The sequence below is a fragment of the Pseudomonas syringae group sp. J248-6 genome (assembly GCF_032586995.1).
GTDB lineage: Bacteria > Pseudomonadota > Gammaproteobacteria > Pseudomonadales > Pseudomonadaceae > Aquipseudomonas > Aquipseudomonas amygdali.
Genome location: NZ_JAWHOP010000033.1, coordinates 9,711 through 27,523 on the forward strand (window position 1 = coordinate 9,711; position 17,813 = coordinate 27,523).

15 protein-coding genes are annotated in these 17,813 nt (G+C 58.2%); 4 read left to right on the forward strand and 11 right to left on the reverse strand.

What is annotated here, in order from left to right:
• Nucleotides 1-509: 509 nt before the first annotated feature.
• The 3 genes from RYC17_RS25580 (at nt 510) to RYC17_RS25590 (ending at nt 5,404) form a co-directional block, all read left to right on the forward strand.
• Complete coding sequence (locus RYC17_RS25580; RefSeq protein WP_058400317.1) at nt 510-1,127, forward strand: TetR/AcrR family transcriptional regulator; 618 nt, start codon at nt 510-512, stop codon at nt 1,125-1,127.
• Between the two features lie 81 nt (nt 1,128-1,208).
• Nucleotides 1,209-2,318 carry an efflux RND transporter periplasmic adaptor subunit gene (locus RYC17_RS25585; protein ID WP_316904716.1) on the forward strand — a complete coding sequence of 370 codons (1,110 nt, stop codon included), beginning with the start codon at nt 1,209-1,211 and terminating at the stop codon, nt 2,316-2,318.
• A complete protein-coding gene (locus tag RYC17_RS25590; RefSeq protein ID WP_316904717.1) occupies nt 2,315-5,404 on the forward strand; it encodes an efflux RND transporter permease subunit in 3,090 nt (1,029 codons plus the stop codon). Before RYC17_RS25585 ends, RYC17_RS25590 begins: the two co-directional genes overlap by 4 nt.
• 2 nt (nt 5,405-5,406) lie before the next feature.
• On the opposite strand, the gene thiO is transcribed toward RYC17_RS25590, so the two are convergent.
• From thiO to RYC17_RS25625, 7 genes are read right to left on the reverse strand one after another with little or no spacing between them, the layout of a single operon-like run.
• Entirely contained in the window at nt 5,407-6,519 is a 1,113-nt protein-coding gene (gene thiO, locus RYC17_RS25595) for a glycine oxidase ThiO (protein WP_058408737.1), read from the reverse strand.
• Nucleotides 6,520-6,546: 27 nt separating this feature from the next.
• On the reverse strand, nt 6,547-6,951 hold the full coding sequence (locus RYC17_RS25600; RefSeq protein ID WP_316904718.1) for a type IV pilin protein: 405 nt from the start codon (nt 6,949-6,951) through the stop codon (nt 6,547-6,549).
• 11 nt (nt 6,952-6,962) lie between these two features.
• Nucleotides 6,963-10,163, reverse strand: coding sequence for a pilus assembly protein (locus RYC17_RS25605; protein ID WP_316904719.1), 3,201 nt, complete (start codon nt 10,161-10,163; stop codon nt 6,963-6,965).
• Nucleotides 10,150-10,656, reverse strand: coding sequence for a PilX N-terminal domain-containing pilus assembly protein (locus tag RYC17_RS25610; RefSeq protein WP_058408740.1), 507 nt, complete (start codon nt 10,654-10,656; stop codon nt 10,150-10,152). Before RYC17_RS25610 ends, RYC17_RS25605 begins: the two co-directional genes overlap by 14 nt.
• 11 nt (nt 10,657-10,667) lie before the next feature.
• Nucleotides 10,668-11,375: a PilW family protein gene (locus RYC17_RS25615; RefSeq protein WP_004659630.1), complete on the reverse strand. Its 708-nt coding sequence runs from the start codon at nt 11,373-11,375 to the stop codon at nt 10,668-10,670.
• The gene (pilV, locus tag RYC17_RS25620; protein ID WP_005733840.1) at nt 11,372-11,887 is read right to left on the reverse strand and encodes a type IV pilus modification protein PilV; all 516 of its coding nucleotides are present in this window, start codon (nt 11,885-11,887) and stop codon (nt 11,372-11,374) included. Before pilV ends, RYC17_RS25615 begins: the two co-directional genes overlap by 4 nt.
• Nucleotides 11,877-12,353, reverse strand: a complete 477-nt coding sequence (locus RYC17_RS25625; protein WP_058408741.1) for a GspH/FimT family pseudopilin — start codon at nt 12,351-12,353, stop codon at nt 11,877-11,879. The genes pilV and RYC17_RS25625 overlap by 11 nt, the downstream gene beginning before the upstream one ends.
• Nucleotides 12,354-12,484: 131 nt before the next feature.
• Here RYC17_RS25625 and RYC17_RS25630 point away from each other — a divergent pair, with 131 nt between their 5' ends.
• Complete coding sequence (locus tag RYC17_RS25630; RefSeq protein WP_122281636.1) at nt 12,485-12,985, forward strand: GspH/FimT family pseudopilin; 501 nt, start codon at nt 12,485-12,487, stop codon at nt 12,983-12,985.
• A gap of 6 nt (nt 12,986-12,991) precedes the next feature.
• Here the strand turns inward: RYC17_RS25630 and ispH are convergent, their stop codons facing one another.
• From ispH to ileS, 4 genes are read right to left on the reverse strand one after another with little or no spacing between them, the layout of a single operon-like run.
• The gene (gene ispH, locus RYC17_RS25635) at nt 12,992-13,939 is read right to left on the reverse strand and encodes a 4-hydroxy-3-methylbut-2-enyl diphosphate reductase (RefSeq protein WP_122281637.1); all 948 of its coding nucleotides are present in this window, start codon (nt 13,937-13,939) and stop codon (nt 12,992-12,994) included.
• A 57-nt stretch (nt 13,940-13,996) separates the two neighbouring features.
• Nucleotides 13,997-14,473: a peptidylprolyl isomerase gene (locus RYC17_RS25640; RefSeq protein WP_002551981.1), complete on the reverse strand. Its 477-nt coding sequence runs from the start codon at nt 14,471-14,473 to the stop codon at nt 13,997-13,999.
• The gene (lspA, locus tag RYC17_RS25645; RefSeq protein ID WP_004667306.1) at nt 14,466-14,972 is read right to left on the reverse strand and encodes a signal peptidase II; all 507 of its coding nucleotides are present in this window, start codon (nt 14,970-14,972) and stop codon (nt 14,466-14,468) included. The genes RYC17_RS25640 and lspA overlap by 8 nt, the downstream gene beginning before the upstream one ends.
• Nucleotides 14,965-17,796 (reverse strand): isoleucine--tRNA ligase, encoded by a 2,832-nt coding sequence (gene ileS, locus RYC17_RS25650; RefSeq protein ID WP_316904720.1) that lies wholly within the window; start codon nt 17,794-17,796, stop codon nt 14,965-14,967. The genes lspA and ileS overlap by 8 nt, the downstream gene beginning before the upstream one ends.
• Nucleotides 17,797-17,813 lie beyond the last annotated feature (17 nt).

The following is a 17,813-nucleotide window of genomic DNA, read 5'->3' on the forward strand; positions in this document are numbered from 1 at the left end:
CGTGAGGAACGATAAGTGTCTGGGCAACGATAATCTCCACTATCGTGCGACGCTTCGCGTCGGCATGCGTTTCTGGAAGCTCTGCGTCCTATCCTGAATAGGCGGCGCGGCGCAGATTTGTGACGCAGAGCGTCACCCCAGGCATTCCCACGCCGGAGCGTGAGGAACGATAAGTGTCTGGGCAACGATAATCTCCACTATCGTGCGACGCTCCGCGTCGGCATGCCTTTCTGGACGCTCTGCGTCCTATCCTGAATAGGCGGCGCAGCGCAGATTTGTGACGCGGAGCGTCACCCCAGGCATTCCCACGCTGGAGCGTGAGGAACGATAAGTGTCTGGGCAACGATAATCTCCACTATCGTGCGACGCTTCGCGTCGGCATGCGTTTCTGGACGCTCTGCGTCCTATCCCGGTTGGATGTCGCATGCGCTGAGAGCGTAATGGTCGTGACCAATTCCCAACAATGTCACTTATTGTCCACTTACTCCAATGTCAGTAAGCTCCGCCTCATGAGCAAAAACATCAGCAATCCCGCAGCAGGCCGTGGTCCGGTGGACCATGAGATTCGTGATCAGATCGTGATTGCGGCCACCGAACATTTCAGCCAGTACGGTTACGGCAAGACCACCGTGTCCGATCTCGCCAGGGCTATCGGTTTTTCCAAGGCGTACATCTACAAATTCTTCGAGTCCAAACAGGCCATCGGCGAGATGATCTGCGCCCACTGCCTGAATGAAATCGAGGCCGAAGTCAGCGCTGCAATCAGCCAAACTGACAAGCCACCGGAAAAGCTGCGACGCATGTTCAAATCAGTCGTTGAGGCCAGCATTCGCCTGTTTTCGCAGGACCGCAAGCTGTACGAAATCGCCACATCGGCAGCTACCGAACGCTGGCAGGCGACGCTGGTTTACGAGGAACACCTCAAGGCCACTCTCCGGGACATTCTGCAGGAAGGCCGACAGACCGGCGACTTCGAGCGCAAGACGCCTCTTGATGAAACGGTCATGGCGATCTATCTGGTCATGCGCCCCTACATCAACCCGCTGCTGCTGCAATACAGCTTCGAGCACACCGACGAAGGGCCAAGTCAGTTATCCAGCCTGGTGCTGCGCAGCCTGTCGCCTTAACAAAACAACAATTGTGACTATTGACTAAATTGGTCACTGGAATCAAAGTGCAGACACTGATCACTGCACATTGAGATTCCCATGCTCCGGCACCGATTCGTTTTGCTTGCTCTCGCCAGTGTTTTGCCGGCTGTCCTGACCGGCTGCAACGAAAAAACGCCAGCGGACCCGCGCACAGAAGCGCCACTGGTGCGCGTTGCGAGCCTCCAGGAGGCCGGCCTGGAGCCCCGTTCCTTCACCGGAACCGTAGCGGCGCGGGTGCAAAGCGACCTGGGTTTTCGGGTGTCCGGCAAGGTGCTGGAGCGGTTTGTCGATACCGGGCAGGCCGTCAAGCGCGGTCAACAGTTGATGCGTATCGACCCAGCCGACCTGAAGCTCGCTGCCAACGCACAACGCGAAGCAGTGAATGCGGCCAGAGCCCAGGCAAAGCAGGCCGCAGACGAAGAGATACGCTACCGAAGCCTGCGCAGCAGTGGTGCCATTTCAGCGTCAAGCTACGACCAGATCAAATCGACGGCTGATTCGGCCAAAGCTCGACTCAGTGCAGCTGAAGCGCAGGCAGAAGTTGCTCTCAATGCAACTCGCTACGCAGACCTTGTGGCGGATGCCGACGGCATTGTCATGGAAACCCTCGTTGAGCCCGGTCAGGTCGTCAGTGCAGGGCAAGCCGTGGTACGCGTGGCCCACGGCGGACCGCGTGAAGCGGTTATTCAACTTCCGGAAAACCTGCGCCCCCGTATCGGCTCTATCGCCCAGGCTACGCTGTTCGGCAATCAGGACATCAGCGCCACGACACGCTTGCGACAGCTGTCGGACGTTGCGGACCGTCAGACCCGCACCTTTGAAGCACGCTGGATACTGGAAGGCGAGATGGCAAATGCCCCGCTGGGCACCACCATCACCGTGAAAATCCCCAGTGCAGATAGCGCCGGGCAAAGCACGTTGCGGGTGCCAATCGGCGCGCTGTATGACGCAGGCAAGGGACCGGGCATCTGGGTCATTCAAGGGGAACCAGCACAGGTTTACTGGACGCCAGTAGTGGTTCAGCAGCTTGATGACGAGCAAGCCAGCATCAGTACGCAGCTCAAGCCAGGCACACGAATAGTCGCACTTGGCGCGCACCTTCTGCACGAAGGCCAGCAAGTAAGAGTGACCGCTCAAGCGGCCTTGGCACAGAGCGCGCGCCCATGAGTAATGACCGTTTCAATCTGTCAGCGCTGGCCGTCCGCGAGCGCTCGATTACCCTGTTCCTTGTTTGCCTGATTTCGCTGGCCGGGATCATTGCCTTTTTCAAACTGGGCCGGGCCGAAGACCCGGCATTTACCGTCAAGGTAATGACCGTGGTGTCCGTCTGGCCGGGAGCAACCGCCCAGGAGATGCAGGATCAGGTGGCGGAGAAGATTGAAAAGCGCCTTCAGGAGCTGCGCTGGTACGACCGCGCTGAAACCTACACCAGACCGGGCATGGCATTCACCACCCTGACTCTGCTCGACAGCACGCCGCCGTCGCAAGTGCCGGATGAGTTTTACCAGGCGCGCAAGAAAATCGGTGACGAGGCCATGACTCTTCCGTCCGGGGTTATCGGGCCGATGGTCAACGACGAGTATTCGGACGTCACCTTCGCGCTGTTCGCGCTGAAGGCTAAAGGCGAGCCGCACCGCGTACTGGCACGTGACGCCGAATCACTGCGCCAGCGCTTGCTGCATGTGCCGGGAGTGAAAAAGGTCAATATCGTGGGCGAGCAGCCCGAGCGAGTCTACGTCGAGTTCTCTCACGAACGGCTGGCAACGCTGGGTATCAGCCCTCAAACGGTATTTGCCGCGCTGAACGACCAGAACGCGCTGACTGCCGCAGGCTCGGTCGAAACCCGAGGACCGCAGGTATTTATCAGGCTCGACGGCGCTTTCGATGAGCTGCAGAAAATCCGCGATACACCTGTTGTGGCACAGGGCCGGACATTGAAGCTGGCGGACATTGCCACAGTAAAGCGCGGTTACGAAGATCCGGCGACGTTCATGATTCGCAACGGCGGCGAGCCTGCGCTGCTGCTGGGGATCGTCATGCGCGATGGCTGGAACGGGCTGGACCTGGGAACGGCACTGGACCAGGAAGTGGGCGCGATCAACGCCGAACTACCACTGGGCATGAGCCTTAGCAAGGTCACGGATCAGGCCGTCAATATCAGTTCGGCGGTCGATGAGTTCATGATCAAGTTCTTCGTCGCACTGCTGGTGGTCATGCTGGTCTGTTTTATCAGCATGGGCTGGCGTGTCGGTGTGGTGGTTGCTGCCGCCGTCCCGCTGACCCTGGCGGTGGTCTTCGTAATCATGGCCATGAGCGGCAAGAATTTCGACCGGATCACACTGGGCTCGCTGATCCTGGCACTCGGGCTGCTGGTAGATGATGCGATCATCGCCATCGAAATGATGGTGGTGAAGATGGAAGAAGGATACGACCGCGTCGCTGCCTCTGCGTATGCCTGGAGCCACACCGCCGCGCCGATGTTATCCGGCACGTTGGTCACCGCTGTCGGCTTCATGCCTAACGGCTTCGCGCGCTCCACGGCAGGCGAATACACCAGCAATATGTTCTGGATCGTCGGTATCGCGCTGATTGCCTCGTGGGTGGTCGCCGTGTTTTTCACCCCGTATCTGGGCGTCAAATTGTTGCCTGATGTGAAGCAGATCGAAGGCGGACATCAGGCGCTTTACAACACACCACGCTACAACCGCTTCCGTCGGATTCTGGCGCGCGTCATTGCAGGCAAATGGCTGGTAGCAGGCTCGGTCATCGGGCTCTTTGTGCTGGCCGTGCTGGGCATGGGACTGGTCAAGAAACAGTTCTTTCCAGTGTCCGATCGTCCTGAAGTATTGATCGAACTGCAGATGCCTTATGGCACCTCGATTTCTCAAACCAGTGCGGCTGCTGCAAAAGTGGAAAGCTGGCTGGCCGAACAGGCGGAAGCCGGGATCGTCACCGCCTACATTGGTCAGGGTGCGCCACGCTTCTACATGGCGATGGGGCCGGAATTGCCTGACCCGTCATTTGCCAAGATCGTGGTACGTACCGACAGCCAGGAACAGCGTGAAACGCTGAAGCACCGATTGCGTCAGGCTATTTCCGAGGGGCTGGCCGCCGAGGCACAGGTAAGAGTCACGCAACTGGTCTTCGGCCCCTATTCGCCCTACCCCGTCGCTTACCGTATTGCCGGACGCGACCCGGAAACACTGCGCAGCATTGCGGCGCAGGTGCAACAGGTTCTGAACGCCAGCCCGATGATGCGCACCGTCAATACCGACTGGGGCACACGTACTCCGGCGCTGCATTTCACTTTGCAACAGGACCGTATGCAGGCCATGGGGCTGAGTTCCAGTCAGGTGGCTCAGCAACTGCAGTTTCTCCTGACAGGTCTGCCCGTTACGGCAGTGCGCGAGGATATTCGCACCGTGCAGGTGGTTGCACGCTCCGCTGGCGACACCCGACTTGATCCGGCAAGGATAATGGACTTCACCCTCACCGGCGTCGATGGGCAACGTGTTCCGCTGTCGCAGATTGGTACCGTTGATGTGCGCATGGAGGAACCGGTGATGCGACGACGCGACCGCACGCCGACCATCACTGTTCGGGGCGACATAGCCGACGGCCTGCAACCACCGGATGTGTCGACAGCCATAACCCGACAGTTACAGCCGATCACCGACAAGCTGCCCAGCGGCTACCGGATCGAGCAGGCAGGTTCAATCGAGGAGTCCGGCAAGGCCATGGCAGCGATGCTGCCATTGTTTCCGATCATGCTGGCGGTCACGCTGATCATTCTGATTCTTCAGGTGCGTTCGATATCCGCCATGGTCATGGTCTTCCTGACCAGTCCGCTGGGGCTGATCGGTGTGGTGCCTACGCTGATCCTCTTTCAGCAGCCATTCGGCATCAATGCGCTGGTCGGGCTGATCGCACTGTCCGGCATTCTGATGCGCAACACGCTGATTCTGATCGGCCAGATACACCACAACGAGCAGGCGGGGCTCGACCCGTTTCAAGCGGTGGTCGAGGCCACCGTACAACGTGCGCGCCCCGTGATACTGACAGCGCTGGCCGCCATTCTGGCGTTTATCCCACTCACCCATTCGGTGTTCTGGGGCACGCTCGCCTACACGCTGATCGGCGGCACCTTTGCGGGTACGGTGCTGACCCTGGTGTTTTTGCCGGCCATGTACTCGATCTGGTTCAGGATCAGGCCGGATGGCAGCGGGCGACGCCTGGAGACACAGCCTGCCTGAGTTCAGTCAGTCGGAAAATGCAAACGCCCTGAAGGTGTATAAGGCGAAGGATCAATAATGGGCTCGCGGTTCAGCAGCAGGTCAGTGATCAACTGGCAGGAAGCCGGGGCCAGCACCAGGCCGTTGCGGTAATGACCGCAGTTGAGCCACAGGCCATCAAACCCGGCCAGCGGCCCGATGAACGGAATGCCCTCGGGCGAGCCGGGACGCAGGCCTGCCCATTGAGCGACAGGCTCAGCGTTGGTCAGCTCCGGAAGCAATTCGATGGCCGACGCTTTGAGGCTTTCCAGCGCGGCATGCGTGGTGGTCTTGTCGAACCCTTCATGTTCCAGGGTGCTGCCGATGAGTATGTGGCCGTCACGGCGCGGGATCGCGTAGCGCCCTTTGGCCAGCACCATGCTGGAGAGGAAGTCCGACGCACACTTGTAGAGAATCATCTGGCCTTTCACCGGCTCGACCGGCAGGTCCAGACCAAGGGTCTTGAGCAGTTCGCCACTCCACGCGCCTGCTGCCAGGATCACCCGATCCCCGGTTACATCGCCTGAAGCCGTGCTCACGCCCGAAACCCTGCTGCCCTCGCGCACAAAACCGCTGACTTCGCACTGCTCGCGGATCTCGACATTGGGCATCGCCAGCAAGGCAGCCTTGAGCGACTTGACCAGCCGGGGATTGCGCACGTTGGCCACGTCGGCCATGTAGATGGCCCGCGAATAGCCCTCCCCCAGAACCGGTACGGCATCGTTCACCGCCGAGATATCGACACTGGTCAATGAGCGTTTCTCGCGTACCGCCCATTCAAGCGCAGCCTGTTCGTCGTCAAGGTCGAGCCAGTACAGGCCTGTCTTGTGAACCTCGGGATCGATACCGGTCTGTGCGAACAAGCGCTCGGCGAGATGCGGGTAGAAGTCCTGCGACCAGTGCGCCAGCGCGGTGACTGCCGGGCTGTAGCGCCACGGGTAAAGCGGCGAGACAATTCCGCCACCCGCCCAGGAAGACTCCTGGCCAACACCCGAGCGATCCAGCAACACGACGCTGACCTGCTCAGAGGCGAGATTGAAGGCGGTCAGCAGACCTATGACGCCACCGCCGACAATGACTGTTTTTTGCTTGGACATCTTGGTCTCGGGACAAGGAAAACGGTTTTAGCGGCCCCAGCAGTCTTTGGTGGTCACGCCCGAGGTAGCGCCAGTGTTGCTGCGCGCACCAGTGCTGGTGATCACAAAACTGCCGCATTTGTCACCGGCCATCAGCGTGCCTGCGATAGGGGTAGCCGTCAGGGTGAAGTCGGTGGCAGTGGGTACCAGCACTATCGTGTAATAGGAATTGCCTCCGCTCACGGTAGCGTTCACATAAGTAGACGAATTGCTTCGCGAATAAAAGCGTTCCAGCGCTTGGGTCTGCTCTGACAGCAGGCTGGCAATCGCCGACCGCTGGGTACGCTTCACGTATTCGGTGTAGCTGGGATACGCGATGGCCGCCAGAATACCGACAATCGCCACGACGATCATGAGTTCGATCAACGTAAAGCCCCTGGATATCGCTCGCATGATTCGTTTCCCTATTGGATTTGTCGCCACATGATGCGTTGGCTGCCACTCCCGCCCTTTTCCTGCAGAGGCTCAGCCGGATTGCCCGTGGAGTTATTAACGATCTTCACATCATTGCCGTTCCCGGCACCCGAGACGATAGCTGAGACGACCGGGATGCCGGTGTACCCCAGTCCCGCGACAAGCAAGTCTGAACTGTTGATAGCGCTATCGCCGCTGGTATCAAGCACCTGATAGTTAAGCATGCTGCCAGTCGCGGCATTGAGCTCGAATAAACGACCGGTGCCGGTGCTCTCACAAGGGTCGGCGGAGTTTACGGATGCAGTCGAGAAAATAATCCGGCCCCTACTGGTCTGCGCGGGATAAATGATTCGCTCCCCCAGATAGGGTGCTACGGCGGAGAGCGGCATGTACCAGCCTTTCTTGACTGACCAATCCACATCATTGGTTGTCGATGTGAAATAGGTAGTTCCGTTACTGATGACGCTGCCATTGACCGCCTGCGCCTGCAGGTTCGCCTCGACAGTGCTACCCGTTCCGGAGTCGGCATCCCATATCGCGTAAAAGTCCTGAAGGGCAGTGGTTTGCTTGTCTGCAACTTCCAGAAACTTGCCTGTCCCGAAATAAACGATCTTGCCGTTGAGCGGATGATCGAGCAAGAAGGGTTGAACCGTTATCGGTTGGTTGGCACCACGCGGTGCCGTGAACAAAGGCGCGCCGCCAAAAGCCACTTTCCAGCTGGCGGAGGTTGCACCACTCAGGTCGAACTTCCAAAGCCGCCCCTTCAGGTCGCCCGCGTAGGCGGCCTGAACCACATTCTGAGCGTTGACACGCAATTTGACCGAAGAAAGCCCGTTATCGGTTTCGTTGTTAAGCACCGGCGTCTGGATCTCGGCAATGAACGCCCCGGTATTGGCATTCAATACATACAGCGACGCTCTGCCGGTGAAACTGCCATAACCGTTCCCGACCACCATAATCCCGGTGCCATCCGCCATCCGCGCGACATCCGGTTTGGAATAGGCGTATCCAAGATTGTTGAATTTGTTGTTGGTGTCGGACGTGTCAGGTGCCTTGACCTCCCATAACGCGCTGACTGTGTTACTCGTCCCCTCAAATAGCTTGATCGCGAAGAACGCCTTGCCTCCAGCCCCGGTACCACCATAAGCGACGGTGCGCCACGCTGAACCGGCTGACAATTGCGTATCAAACACTGCAATCTGCCCATCCACGGTGAACTTGTGCACGCCGGATCCATAAGTGGTCGATGCAATGGTAGCCAGTGAAGTCAGGGCGGTGGATGGCATGTAGGCGTATCGTCTTGAACCATCACTGGTATTGATAACGTTGAAATAGCCGTCATTGGCATTGGCCAGAATGCTGGGAGTCATGCTGTTTGCCTTGGTGGCCAGATAGGTGGTGTAAGTGGTGTCACCTGTCAGGTCGGCGGCGGTCTTTTGTGAAGGGAATGCAGTACCAAGCGAAGAGTTGACTATATCGCCCAGCAGCCGGGTACGTGTCCTGAACTTCGCGTTGGTGGTCCCCTTGGCCCAGGCGATAAGCTCTGCCCCGGTGGCATTGGTTGGCAAGGTAGCGTTCAGTGCCGTCTGTTGAGCAGTGCTGAAGGCGTTGTAATCCAGAGCGATCCTCCCCGGAGTGGCAACGTTCCAGGATTCGAAGACCGGTGCCGTTGCCCCACTGACGATGGCGGTGTCGGTAGTCCAGACCGGTGCACTCAACGCTCCATTGGTCTGATCCAGGTTGTAGGCTTTGATAGTGCCATGCCAATCGGTTGGGTCGTACAGCGTCTGGTAGAACTGAGTCCCCGACTGGAGCGTTGATGAGTTTGCCGCCCCGCCTGCGCCAGAACCGACCTTGGCATAGATATCGCTCAATGCCAGATTCAAGGCAGATGTCAGCCCCGCGCTGTCATTGGCCTGGAAGTATTTGCCATGGCCATGATTATCATCGGTCGCATCGTTCAACATCTGATTCGATGCAGTGAACCCGATGGTATAGGTGCTCATATTCTGTTTTACAAAGCCTGCGGTGTCCCAGCTTTTGCCGGTCAGGTCGCCCCCGGCAGTCACAGCATCCCGGCGCAGATCGATGTCATAGGCGAACTTGGCAAGATCGTCCAGATACAGCGTATCTCCCTCACCATCGCCAGACAGGTTGGCACCGTCATTGGCTGCGTTTAAATCCCAGTTGGGTAGCGAGCGAGTGGTGTCCAGGACATCGTCAGGGTCGTTGGTGGGGAACGTACGATCATAGGTGGGCAAGCCATCGGTAATCACGACGCCATAGTTTTTCTGGCAGCGGTACTGGATCGGACTCACATAGGTCGATCCGCTTTGATAGAACGGCGTCATCCCCCGGAAGTAGCGGGTGATCTCGTAATAGGTTTCAGCCAGTGGGGTATTGGCTGACGGGGTCAGGTTGGTGATGGCCGTTTTGAGGTCAGTAATATTCTGCGTAGCCTGCTGTTGAGAGACGCCAGTGGTTTGATAAGTGCTGACCGCTACCGGAGAGAGGTCCGCGACCACCCTGGCAATCTTGCCTCCGGGACCAGGATCACTGTTTGTGGGTTGGTTGAAAGACGCGAGGCCAATCCTGAGCGATGTATTGTTGGTCACCAGATTGGTCGCCACGGTTTTCGCGACGTTCATTCGATAGTCATTGGGAATTACGCCATTGGTGTAGTTTCGAACACCAAAAAAGTTGGGGCTGACCAGATCAATGAGATAAGACAGGTAATCAGCGGTATAACGGGTCAGCCCGCTACCGGCTGGATCCGGCAAATTAAGGCAGTACTGAATGCCATTGCGAAATACTGCACGACCGCCAAATGGACACATGAGTGAAAGAGTAAATATGCTGTTGGCGTTGATATCCCCCACCGACAGGGTCTGGTCGTCCGAAATGGTGCTCATGAACGGGCACGCTACGGTAATCAAGCCACTCAGGCACTGAGTCGAGTAGTAACCAATATTTGGACGATTGACCGATGCGTCAAACCCTGAATCCCAGATGATGTTGTACATACTGCCCGAGTTATCGACCAGCAACATAAGGTTTGGTGGCACCGCCGGAGAGCTCAACAGGGGCACTTGCGCTGGCGTGAAGGCATAAACCGGGCTTGCCAGATACAGCGCAAGCAGCGCGCCATAAAGGTATTTCAAGCCACCACGAAGCGCCTTAGCAATTGGCATAGATACTCTCCAGCACCGTTCGCGAGGTGCCTTGAATGGCGATGGCTGTTACCCGATACATCGTTACCGAGCCCGTACAATTTTCAGGACGTTTTATGGGCGTAGGCGTTGTACCCAGATTCTGAATGCCAAACATCGCAGCGCTAGTTCCGATCCAGGTCACCCCGGAAGTGCCCAGCCCCGGATTCTGTACCGTTGTCGAATCAACAGGCGGGGCGCAGGCAGCAAATGAGTTACAGACTGCCATTGCAAAATTGGACTCCATGATCCTGGACTCACCGAGACGCAGCTGTGCCTCGGCTGCCTGAAACGAAACATTACGAACCGTCACACTGCCCGCCATCTTCTCCTGCAATGTGGCGTTCTGCATGGAGGAAATGCCCAGCAATGTCAGCAGCAACAGGAACACAAGACTGACCAGCAGCACCATGCCGCGCTGTCTGGCAGGGAAAGCGTAAGTCTGTGTTGAGGTGAAATGCATGGTCTTGTTCATACCCGGCCCGTTCACAAGCGATTACGCAGGTAAGCAACAACGTTGTACTGCTGACTCTTGACGATGCCATTCTGCCCATCCTGCAGCGTCAGACTGATACGAACGCTACGAACGTTAGCAGCATTGGCCTTGGTGACTGCCGTGGTATAGAACATCGGGTTGCCTGCCATTCCAAAGGAAACTGTAAAATCCGCGACATTCTGCAATAGCGGTTGTACATCGCCGCCCGTACCGTACTGGATGGTCAAATTTGTACCGGTAAGCTTGTAAACCAGCTGCCGCAGCGGAAAAGCCGTTTCCCCCGCAGCAGGTGCCCGACTGTTGGCGTAGAGCTGTGTAGTAGTCTGGCAGTTTGAAACGATAGTCCAGGTCGGCGTACCGCCTGCGGTACCTACATCGGTCGTCACCAGGGTGAGCGTCTTGGTCGGGTTATCCCAGAGAATCGGATTATCCAGCGCAGCAGGCCAAGGGACTGCGGGAGCTACAGGCGTGTAATTGCTGAAACTCAGGCAACCATACATACCCGTCATCCGGATTTCCTGAGTCAGTTTGCTCAATATGAACCGGGCATCTTCCTGCATCCGGGCAGCTGCATTCTGGCTTTGATAAGTGCCTCTGGCGGCAGTGAATATCTGCACGATACCCAGGCTGACAACCAACCCCAGCACCAGCGCCACCATGATTTCGACCAGACCGAAGCCTTTGGACGGTTTTCTCATGGGTTGACCCCGATCCGGGAGACCAGTTTGAAGATCTGAGTGGTCGGGCTGACGGTCGTATTCCCTGTTGCCTGATTGCTCGAACCCGCAGCGCGTGCATCGCTCCAACCAATGATGATAGTCACCTCCGGAGCCTTGCTGACATCAATACTGCCCGTGCCGCTTGCGCCCGCAAAATTAACGATATTGGTTTTGAAATCATACAAATCCTGCACCCTGGCATCGTTCGGGTTGGCGACTTGCTCCGTAGCCAGACTCGCCAGGGCATAGTTCGCCAGGACATTGGTCGACCCGTTGGCACTCGCATTGCCATCAACATTCGCCCGAATACGATCCATCATGTCGTACGCAATGAAGCTGGCCTGGCTGGTCATGGCCGAACTGTCGGTGTATTTGAGGGCATTAAGCTGGATAGCGGCGGCCCCCAGCAGGCCTATAGCCAGGATCAGTACCGAAACCAGCACCTCGATCAGGGTCATGCCGGTCTGGCGATGTCGGGTTTCATTGGGCATTGCAGCTTCCACTGAGGACGATCCGGCCTGTCAGGCAGATACTCATGGTTTTGGTAGTACTGCCTCGGGTGTAGGTCATGGTTACCAGCGAAGACGGCGCGATTAGCCCGCCCAGATTGTTGAAATCGAATGCCGCCACATTGGGATCCGCCACCAACGTACCGCCGCTGCTCATTGCAGCCACTGTACGAAGCGCCTTCTTGTTGGCATCGGAAACCAGATAAACCTGCAATTCGCCAGTCCACGCCGTCCCGCTGGTCGGCGCAATACGCACCGTCACTCCCCGGTTTATCGCCTCAAGTCGCGCATAGTTGAGCGCCCGCTGCAAATCGCTGAGCTCGGTGTCGGCCTTGTTGCTCTGAATGGAACTGGTGAAATTCGGGATAGCGATAGCCGCAAGGATGCCCACCAGGGACACAGTGACTAACAATTCGATGAGGCTGAATCCCTTGGCTATATGACGCATTGAGTGTCTCCTAGACGTTACGACTATAAGGCAGCAATGCCGCAGGAAAATCCACAGCGGGACGTACGGTTGTTTTGTGACGACGAATGCCCGCAAGGTTCTGAGAACGCGGTTTCCAGGGAGGAAAGCATATGAGGCATGCAGGGTTCACACTGATCGAATTATTGATCGTCGTTGCACTGATCGGCATTCTGGCCAACGTCGCAACACCTTCTTTCAAGCAACTGATCGAATCCAGCCGCGGGCTCGCCACCGCTCAGGAACTGGCCAGCGGTATCCGTTCGGCAAGAGTCGCCGCTATAACGCGCAATCAGATTGTGACGATTCATGCCATTGAAGATGACTGGAGCAACGGCTGGCGGATCATACTCGACCTGGACGGCAAAGGCCCCGACGAAAACGATACGCTGCTTGTAGAGCGCGCCAATGGCGGAATGACCCGCGTGGTCGGCAACCAGAAAGTGACGGAGCGACTGAGTTTCAACGGCCTGGGCAACTTGCGCAACAGAACCAACGGCACGTTGCATGTGTGCCTCCACGACCAGCCGGTCAGCAACTATCGCGTGATTGTTGCGCCAACTGGACGGGTCAGGATAGAGGACACGAAGCGTGATGTTGCGTTGTGCGGGTAGGCAGCCTCAGAGCAGCGACTTGACGCGCAATTCCTTGGGCATGGAGAACGTGATGTTCTCCTCGCGACCGGCGAGTTCATCCGCACCGGTGGCGCCCCAGGCCTGCAATTGCTGGATCACACCGCGCACCAGGACTTCGGGGGCCGAAGCGCCCGCAGTGATGCCGATACGCTCTACACCGTCGAACCAGCCTTGTTGCATGTCCTCGGCACCGTCGATGAGGTACGCCGGAGTCGCCATGCGCTCGGCCAGCTCGCGCAGGCGGTTGGAGTTGGAGCTGTTCGGGCTGCCCACTACCAACACCACGTCACACTCGTCGGCCAGTTGCTTGACCGCATCCTGACGGTTTTGCGTGGCGTAGCAGATGTCGTCCTTGCGCGGCCCGCCAATGGCCGGGAAGCGCTTGCGCAAGGCGTCGATCACCCGGCTGGTGTCATCCATCGACAAGGTGGTCTGGGTCACGAACGCCAGGGAATCGGGGTTGCGCACCTGCAGGCTGGCAACGTCCGCTTCGTCTTCGACCAGATAGATCGCGCCGCCATTGCTGGCGTCGTACTGGCCCATGGTGCCTTCGACTTCCGGGTGACCGGCGTGGCCGATCAGGATGCACTCGCGGCCGTCACGGCTGTAACGGGCAACCTCGATATGCACCTTGGTCACCAGCGGACAGGTGGCATCGAATACTTTCAGGCCACGGCCAGCTGCTTCGGTGCGCACCGCCTGGGAAACACCGTGGGCGCTGAAGATGACAATGACGTCATCCGGCACCTGGTCCAGCTCTTCGACGAAGATCGCACCGCGAGAGCGCAGGTCTTCGACGACAAATTTGTTGTGAACGACTTCATGGCGCACATAAATCGGCGGACCAAACACTTCCAGAGCGCGATTGACGATTTCGATCGCGCGGTCCACTCCGGCACAAAAGCCGCGGGGGTTGGCGAGTTTGATTTGCATGCTGTGCCTCATGGTTGGTACGGGCAGCCCGGCCTGGGCCGGGCTTGATGGCGAAGGTCAGGAAGCCAGAATCGCCTTCACTTCGAAGATTTCCACTTCAAAGCTCAGAGTCTTGCCTGCCAGCGGGTGATTGAAGTCAATGGTGACCTGATCATCATCGAATGCTTTCACCACGCCGGGCAATTCGGTATTGGCGGCGTCGTTGAAGATCACCAGCAACCCTTCGGACAGTTCCATTCCCACAAACTGCGAGCGTGGCATGATCTGCACGTTTTGTGGGTTGGGCTGACCAAAGGCGTTTTCCGGCGGAATTTCCACGGTCTTACGATCGCCCGCCTTGAAGCCGAAAATCGCCATTTCGAAACCGGGCAACAGGTTGCCGTCACCAACCTTGAACGTGGCCGGAGCCTTTTCGAAGGTGCTGTCGACGGTATCGCCGTTTTCCAGACGCAGGGCGAAGTGCAAGGTGACCTGCGTATTCTGACCGATGCGCAGCTCGCCAGACGAGCCTTGAGTCGAAGACTGCTCAGTCATTGACGGTTTCTCCGGTTTTCTTGCTCTTGAACATATCCAACGCCAGCATGATTGCGCCGACAGTGATCGCGCTGTCAGCGACATTGAACGCCGGGAAGTACCAGCGGTTCTGCCAATGGACCAGAATGAAGTCGATCACATGGCCCAGCACGATACGGTCGTATAGGTTGCCCAGTGCGCCGCCAAGTACTAGCGCCAGTGCAACAGCCAACCATGTATCGTCGCGCCCCAGACGCTTGAGCCAGACGACCAGCACGGCACTGACCACAATGGCGATCAGGGCAAACAACCAGCGCTGCCAGCCGGCACCGTCTGCCAGAAAACTGAAGGCAGCACCGGTGTTATAGGCCAGGGTCCAGCTGAAGAAGTCCGGAATCACAATGATCTGCTGGTACAGGCTCAAGGCGTTCTCGAAGTAGTACTTGCTGGCCTGGTCAATGACCAGAACCAGCACGCTCAACCACAGCCAGGCCAGACGGCCAAACGAGGTGTCAGGCATAGTGACGGACCTCGCCTGCACCGCTGATGTTGTCTACGCAACGGCCGCAGATTTCCGGATGTTCAGGGTTTACACCCACATCCTCGCGGTGGTGCCAGCAACGGGCACACTTGGCATGGCTGGACTTGAGCACCTTGAGCTTCAGGCCCGCGACCTCGGTGACCACCGCATCAGCCGGAGCCGACACAAGCGGAGCAACGCTGGCGGTCGAGGTGATCAGCACGAAGCGCAGTTCGTTGCTCAGCTTCGACAGGTCGGCGACCAGCGAATCTTCAGCGTACAGGGTCACTTCGGCCTGCAGGTTGCCGCCAATCGCCTTGGCCGCGCGCAGGTTTTCCATTTCCTTGTTGACCGAGGTTTTCACCGCCATGATCCGCTCCCAGTAGGCGCGGTCCATTTCGAAGTCGGCAGGCATTTCAGTCAGGCCTTCATACCAGGTGTTGAGCATCACCGATTCGTTGCGCTCGCCCGGCAGGAACTGCCACAGCTCGTCGGCGGTAAACGCCAGGATCGGCGCGATCCAGCGCACCAGCGCTTCGGAGATGTGGAACAGTGCGGTCTGGCAGGAACGACGCGCGGTGCTGTCGGCAGCCGTGGTGTACTGACGATCCTTGATGATGTCCAGATAGAAACCACCCAGCTCCTGCACGCAGAAGTTGTGGATCTTCGAGTACACGTTCCAGAAGCGGTATTCGCCGTAATGCTCTTGCAGCTCGCGTTGCAGCAGCAGCGTGCGGTCCACGGCCCAACGGTCCAGCGCGAGCATTTCTTCAGCCGGCAGGATGTCGGTTGCCGGGTTGAAGCCCGACAGGTTGGAGAGCAGGAAGCGCGCAGTGTTGCGGATACGACGGTAAGCATCGGCGCTGCGCTGCAGGATCTGGTCGGAAACCGCCATTTCGCCCGAATAGTCAGTCGCCGATACCCACAGGCGCATGATGTCCGCACCCAGCGAGTCGTTGACCTTCTGCGGTGCCACTACGTTGTTCAGCGACTTGGACATCTTGCGGCCGTTCTCGTCGACCACAAACCCGTGGGTCAGCAGCTCGCGATATGGTGCGTGGTCGTCCAGCATGCAACCGGTCAGCAGCGACGAGTGGAACCAGCCACGGTGCTGGTCGGAGCCTTCCAGATACAGATCGGCACGTGGACCGCTTTCATGGCCCATCGGATGCGAACCGCGCAATACGTGCCAGTGCGTGGTGCCCGAGTCGAACCAGACGTCCAGGGTGTCGGAGATCTTGTCGTACTTGGCAGCCTCGTCACCCAGCAGTTCGCTGGCATCCAGCTTGAACCAGGCTTCGATACCCTCTTTCTCGACGCGCAGAGCCACTTCTTCCATCAGCTCGACGGTGCGTGGGTGCAGGTCGCCGCTTTCCTTGTGCAGGAAGAACGGAATCGGCACGCCCCAGTTGCGCTGACGCGAGATGCACCAGTCAGGACGGTTGGCGATCATCGAGTGCAGGCGCGCCTGGCCCCAGGCCGGAACGAACTCAGTGTCTTCGATGGCCTTGACCGCACGCTTGCGCAGGGTCTCGCCGCTCTCAGGCTGCTTGTCCATGCCCACGAACCACTGAGCAGTGGCGCGGTAGATCAAGGGCGACTTGTGGCGCCAGCAGTGCATGTAGCTGTGGCTGATGGTTTCGGTGTCCATCAGGCTGCCGACTTCGACCAGCTTGTCGATGATGTTCTGGTTGGCCTTGAAGATGAACTGGCCACCGAAGAACTCCAGCGATTCGACATATACGCCGTTGCTCTGCACCGGACTGATGATGTCGTCGTTGCTAAGGCCGTACTGCTTGCAGATATTGAAGTCGTCTACGCCATAGGCAGGCGAGCAGTGAACGATACCAGTGCCGGCACCCAGCTCGACGTAGTCAGCCAGATAGACTGGCGACAGGCGGTCGTAGAACGGGTGACGGAAGTTGATCAGTTCCAGCGCCTGACCGGTGGTGGTCGCGATGACCGAGCCTTCCAGCTTGTAACGGGCCAGGCAGCTTTCGACAAGTTCGGAAGCCAGCACCAGCAGTTTGTCGCCGACATCGACCAGCGCGTATTCGAATTCAGGGTGGACGTTCAGCGCCTGGTTGGCAGGAATGGTCCACGGTGTGGTGGTCCAGATCACGATGGAGGCAGGTTTGCCCAGCGACGGCACGCCGAACGCGGCTGCCAGTTTCGCTTCGTCGGCGATCGGGAACGCCACGTCGATGGTCGAGGACTTTTTGTCCTGATACTCGACTTCGGCTTCAGCCAGTGCCGAGCCGCAATCGAAACACCAGTTGACCGGCTTGAGGCCTTTGAAGACGAAACCGCCCTTGACCATCTCGGCCAGCGCGCGGATTTCCCCGGCTTCGTTGGCGAAGTTCATGGTCAGGTACGGATTGCTCCAGTCACCCAACACACCCAGGCGGATGAACTCGGATTTCTGGCCTTCGATCTGCTCGGACGCATAGGCGCGGCACAGCTCACGCGTACGGTCTGCGGAGAGGTTCTTGCCGTGAGTCACTTCAACCTTGTGCTCGATCGGCAGACCGTGGCAGTCCCAGCCCGGCACATACGGGGCATCGAAGCCCGCCAGGGTCTTGGAACGCAGGATCATGTCCTTGAGAATCTTGTTGACCGCATGACCGATGTGAATATTGCCGTTGGCGTACGGAGGACCGTCGTGCAGGACGAACTTGGGACGATCCTTGCCAATCTCGCGCAGCTTCTGGTACAGGCCAATGCTGTCCCAGCGCTGCAGAGTTTGCGGCTCGCGCTGGGGCAGGCCGGCCTTCATAGGGAAGGCGGTGTCCGGAAGATTTAGCGTGGCTTTATAGTCAGTCATTTCAGGCTCTTGTTTAG

Coding starts and splice junctions, on each gene's coding strand:
- RYC17_RS25580 (WP_058400317.1), top strand. CDS start 510: ATGAGCAAAAACATCAGCAATCCCGCAGCAGGCCGTGGTCCGGTGGAC.
- RYC17_RS25585 (WP_316904716.1), top strand. CDS start 1,209: ATGCTCCGGCACCGATTCGTTTTGCTTGCTCTCGCCAGTGTTTTGCCG.
- RYC17_RS25590 (WP_316904717.1), top strand. CDS start 2,315: ATGAGTAATGACCGTTTCAATCTGTCAGCGCTGGCCGTCCGCGAGCGC.
- thiO (WP_058408737.1), bottom strand. CDS start 6,519: ATGTCCAAGCAAAAAACAGTCATTGTCGGCGGTGGCGTCATAGGTCTG.
- RYC17_RS25600 (WP_316904718.1), bottom strand. CDS start 6,951: ATGCGAGCGATATCCAGGGGCTTTACGTTGATCGAACTCATGATCGTC.
- RYC17_RS25605 (WP_316904719.1), bottom strand. CDS start 10,163: ATGCCAATTGCTAAGGCGCTTCGTGGTGGCTTGAAATACCTTTATGGC.
- RYC17_RS25610 (WP_058408740.1), bottom strand. CDS start 10,656: ATGAACAAGACCATGCATTTCACCTCAACACAGACTTACGCTTTCCCT.
- RYC17_RS25615 (WP_004659630.1), bottom strand. CDS start 11,375: ATGAGAAAACCGTCCAAAGGCTTCGGTCTGGTCGAAATCATGGTGGCG.
- pilV (WP_005733840.1), bottom strand. CDS start 11,887: ATGCCCAATGAAACCCGACATCGCCAGACCGGCATGACCCTGATCGAG.
- RYC17_RS25625 (WP_058408741.1), bottom strand. CDS start 12,353: ATGCGTCATATAGCCAAGGGATTCAGCCTCATCGAATTGTTAGTCACT.
- RYC17_RS25630 (WP_122281636.1), top strand. CDS start 12,485: ATGAGGCATGCAGGGTTCACACTGATCGAATTATTGATCGTCGTTGCA.
- ispH (WP_122281637.1), bottom strand. CDS start 13,939: ATGCAAATCAAACTCGCCAACCCCCGCGGCTTTTGTGCCGGAGTGGAC.
- RYC17_RS25640 (WP_002551981.1), bottom strand. CDS start 14,473: ATGACTGAGCAGTCTTCGACTCAAGGCTCGTCTGGCGAGCTGCGCATC.
- lspA (WP_004667306.1), bottom strand. CDS start 14,972: ATGCCTGACACCTCGTTTGGCCGTCTGGCCTGGCTGTGGTTGAGCGTG.
- ileS (WP_316904720.1), bottom strand. CDS start 17,796: ATGACTGACTATAAAGCCACGCTAAATCTTCCGGACACCGCCTTCCCT.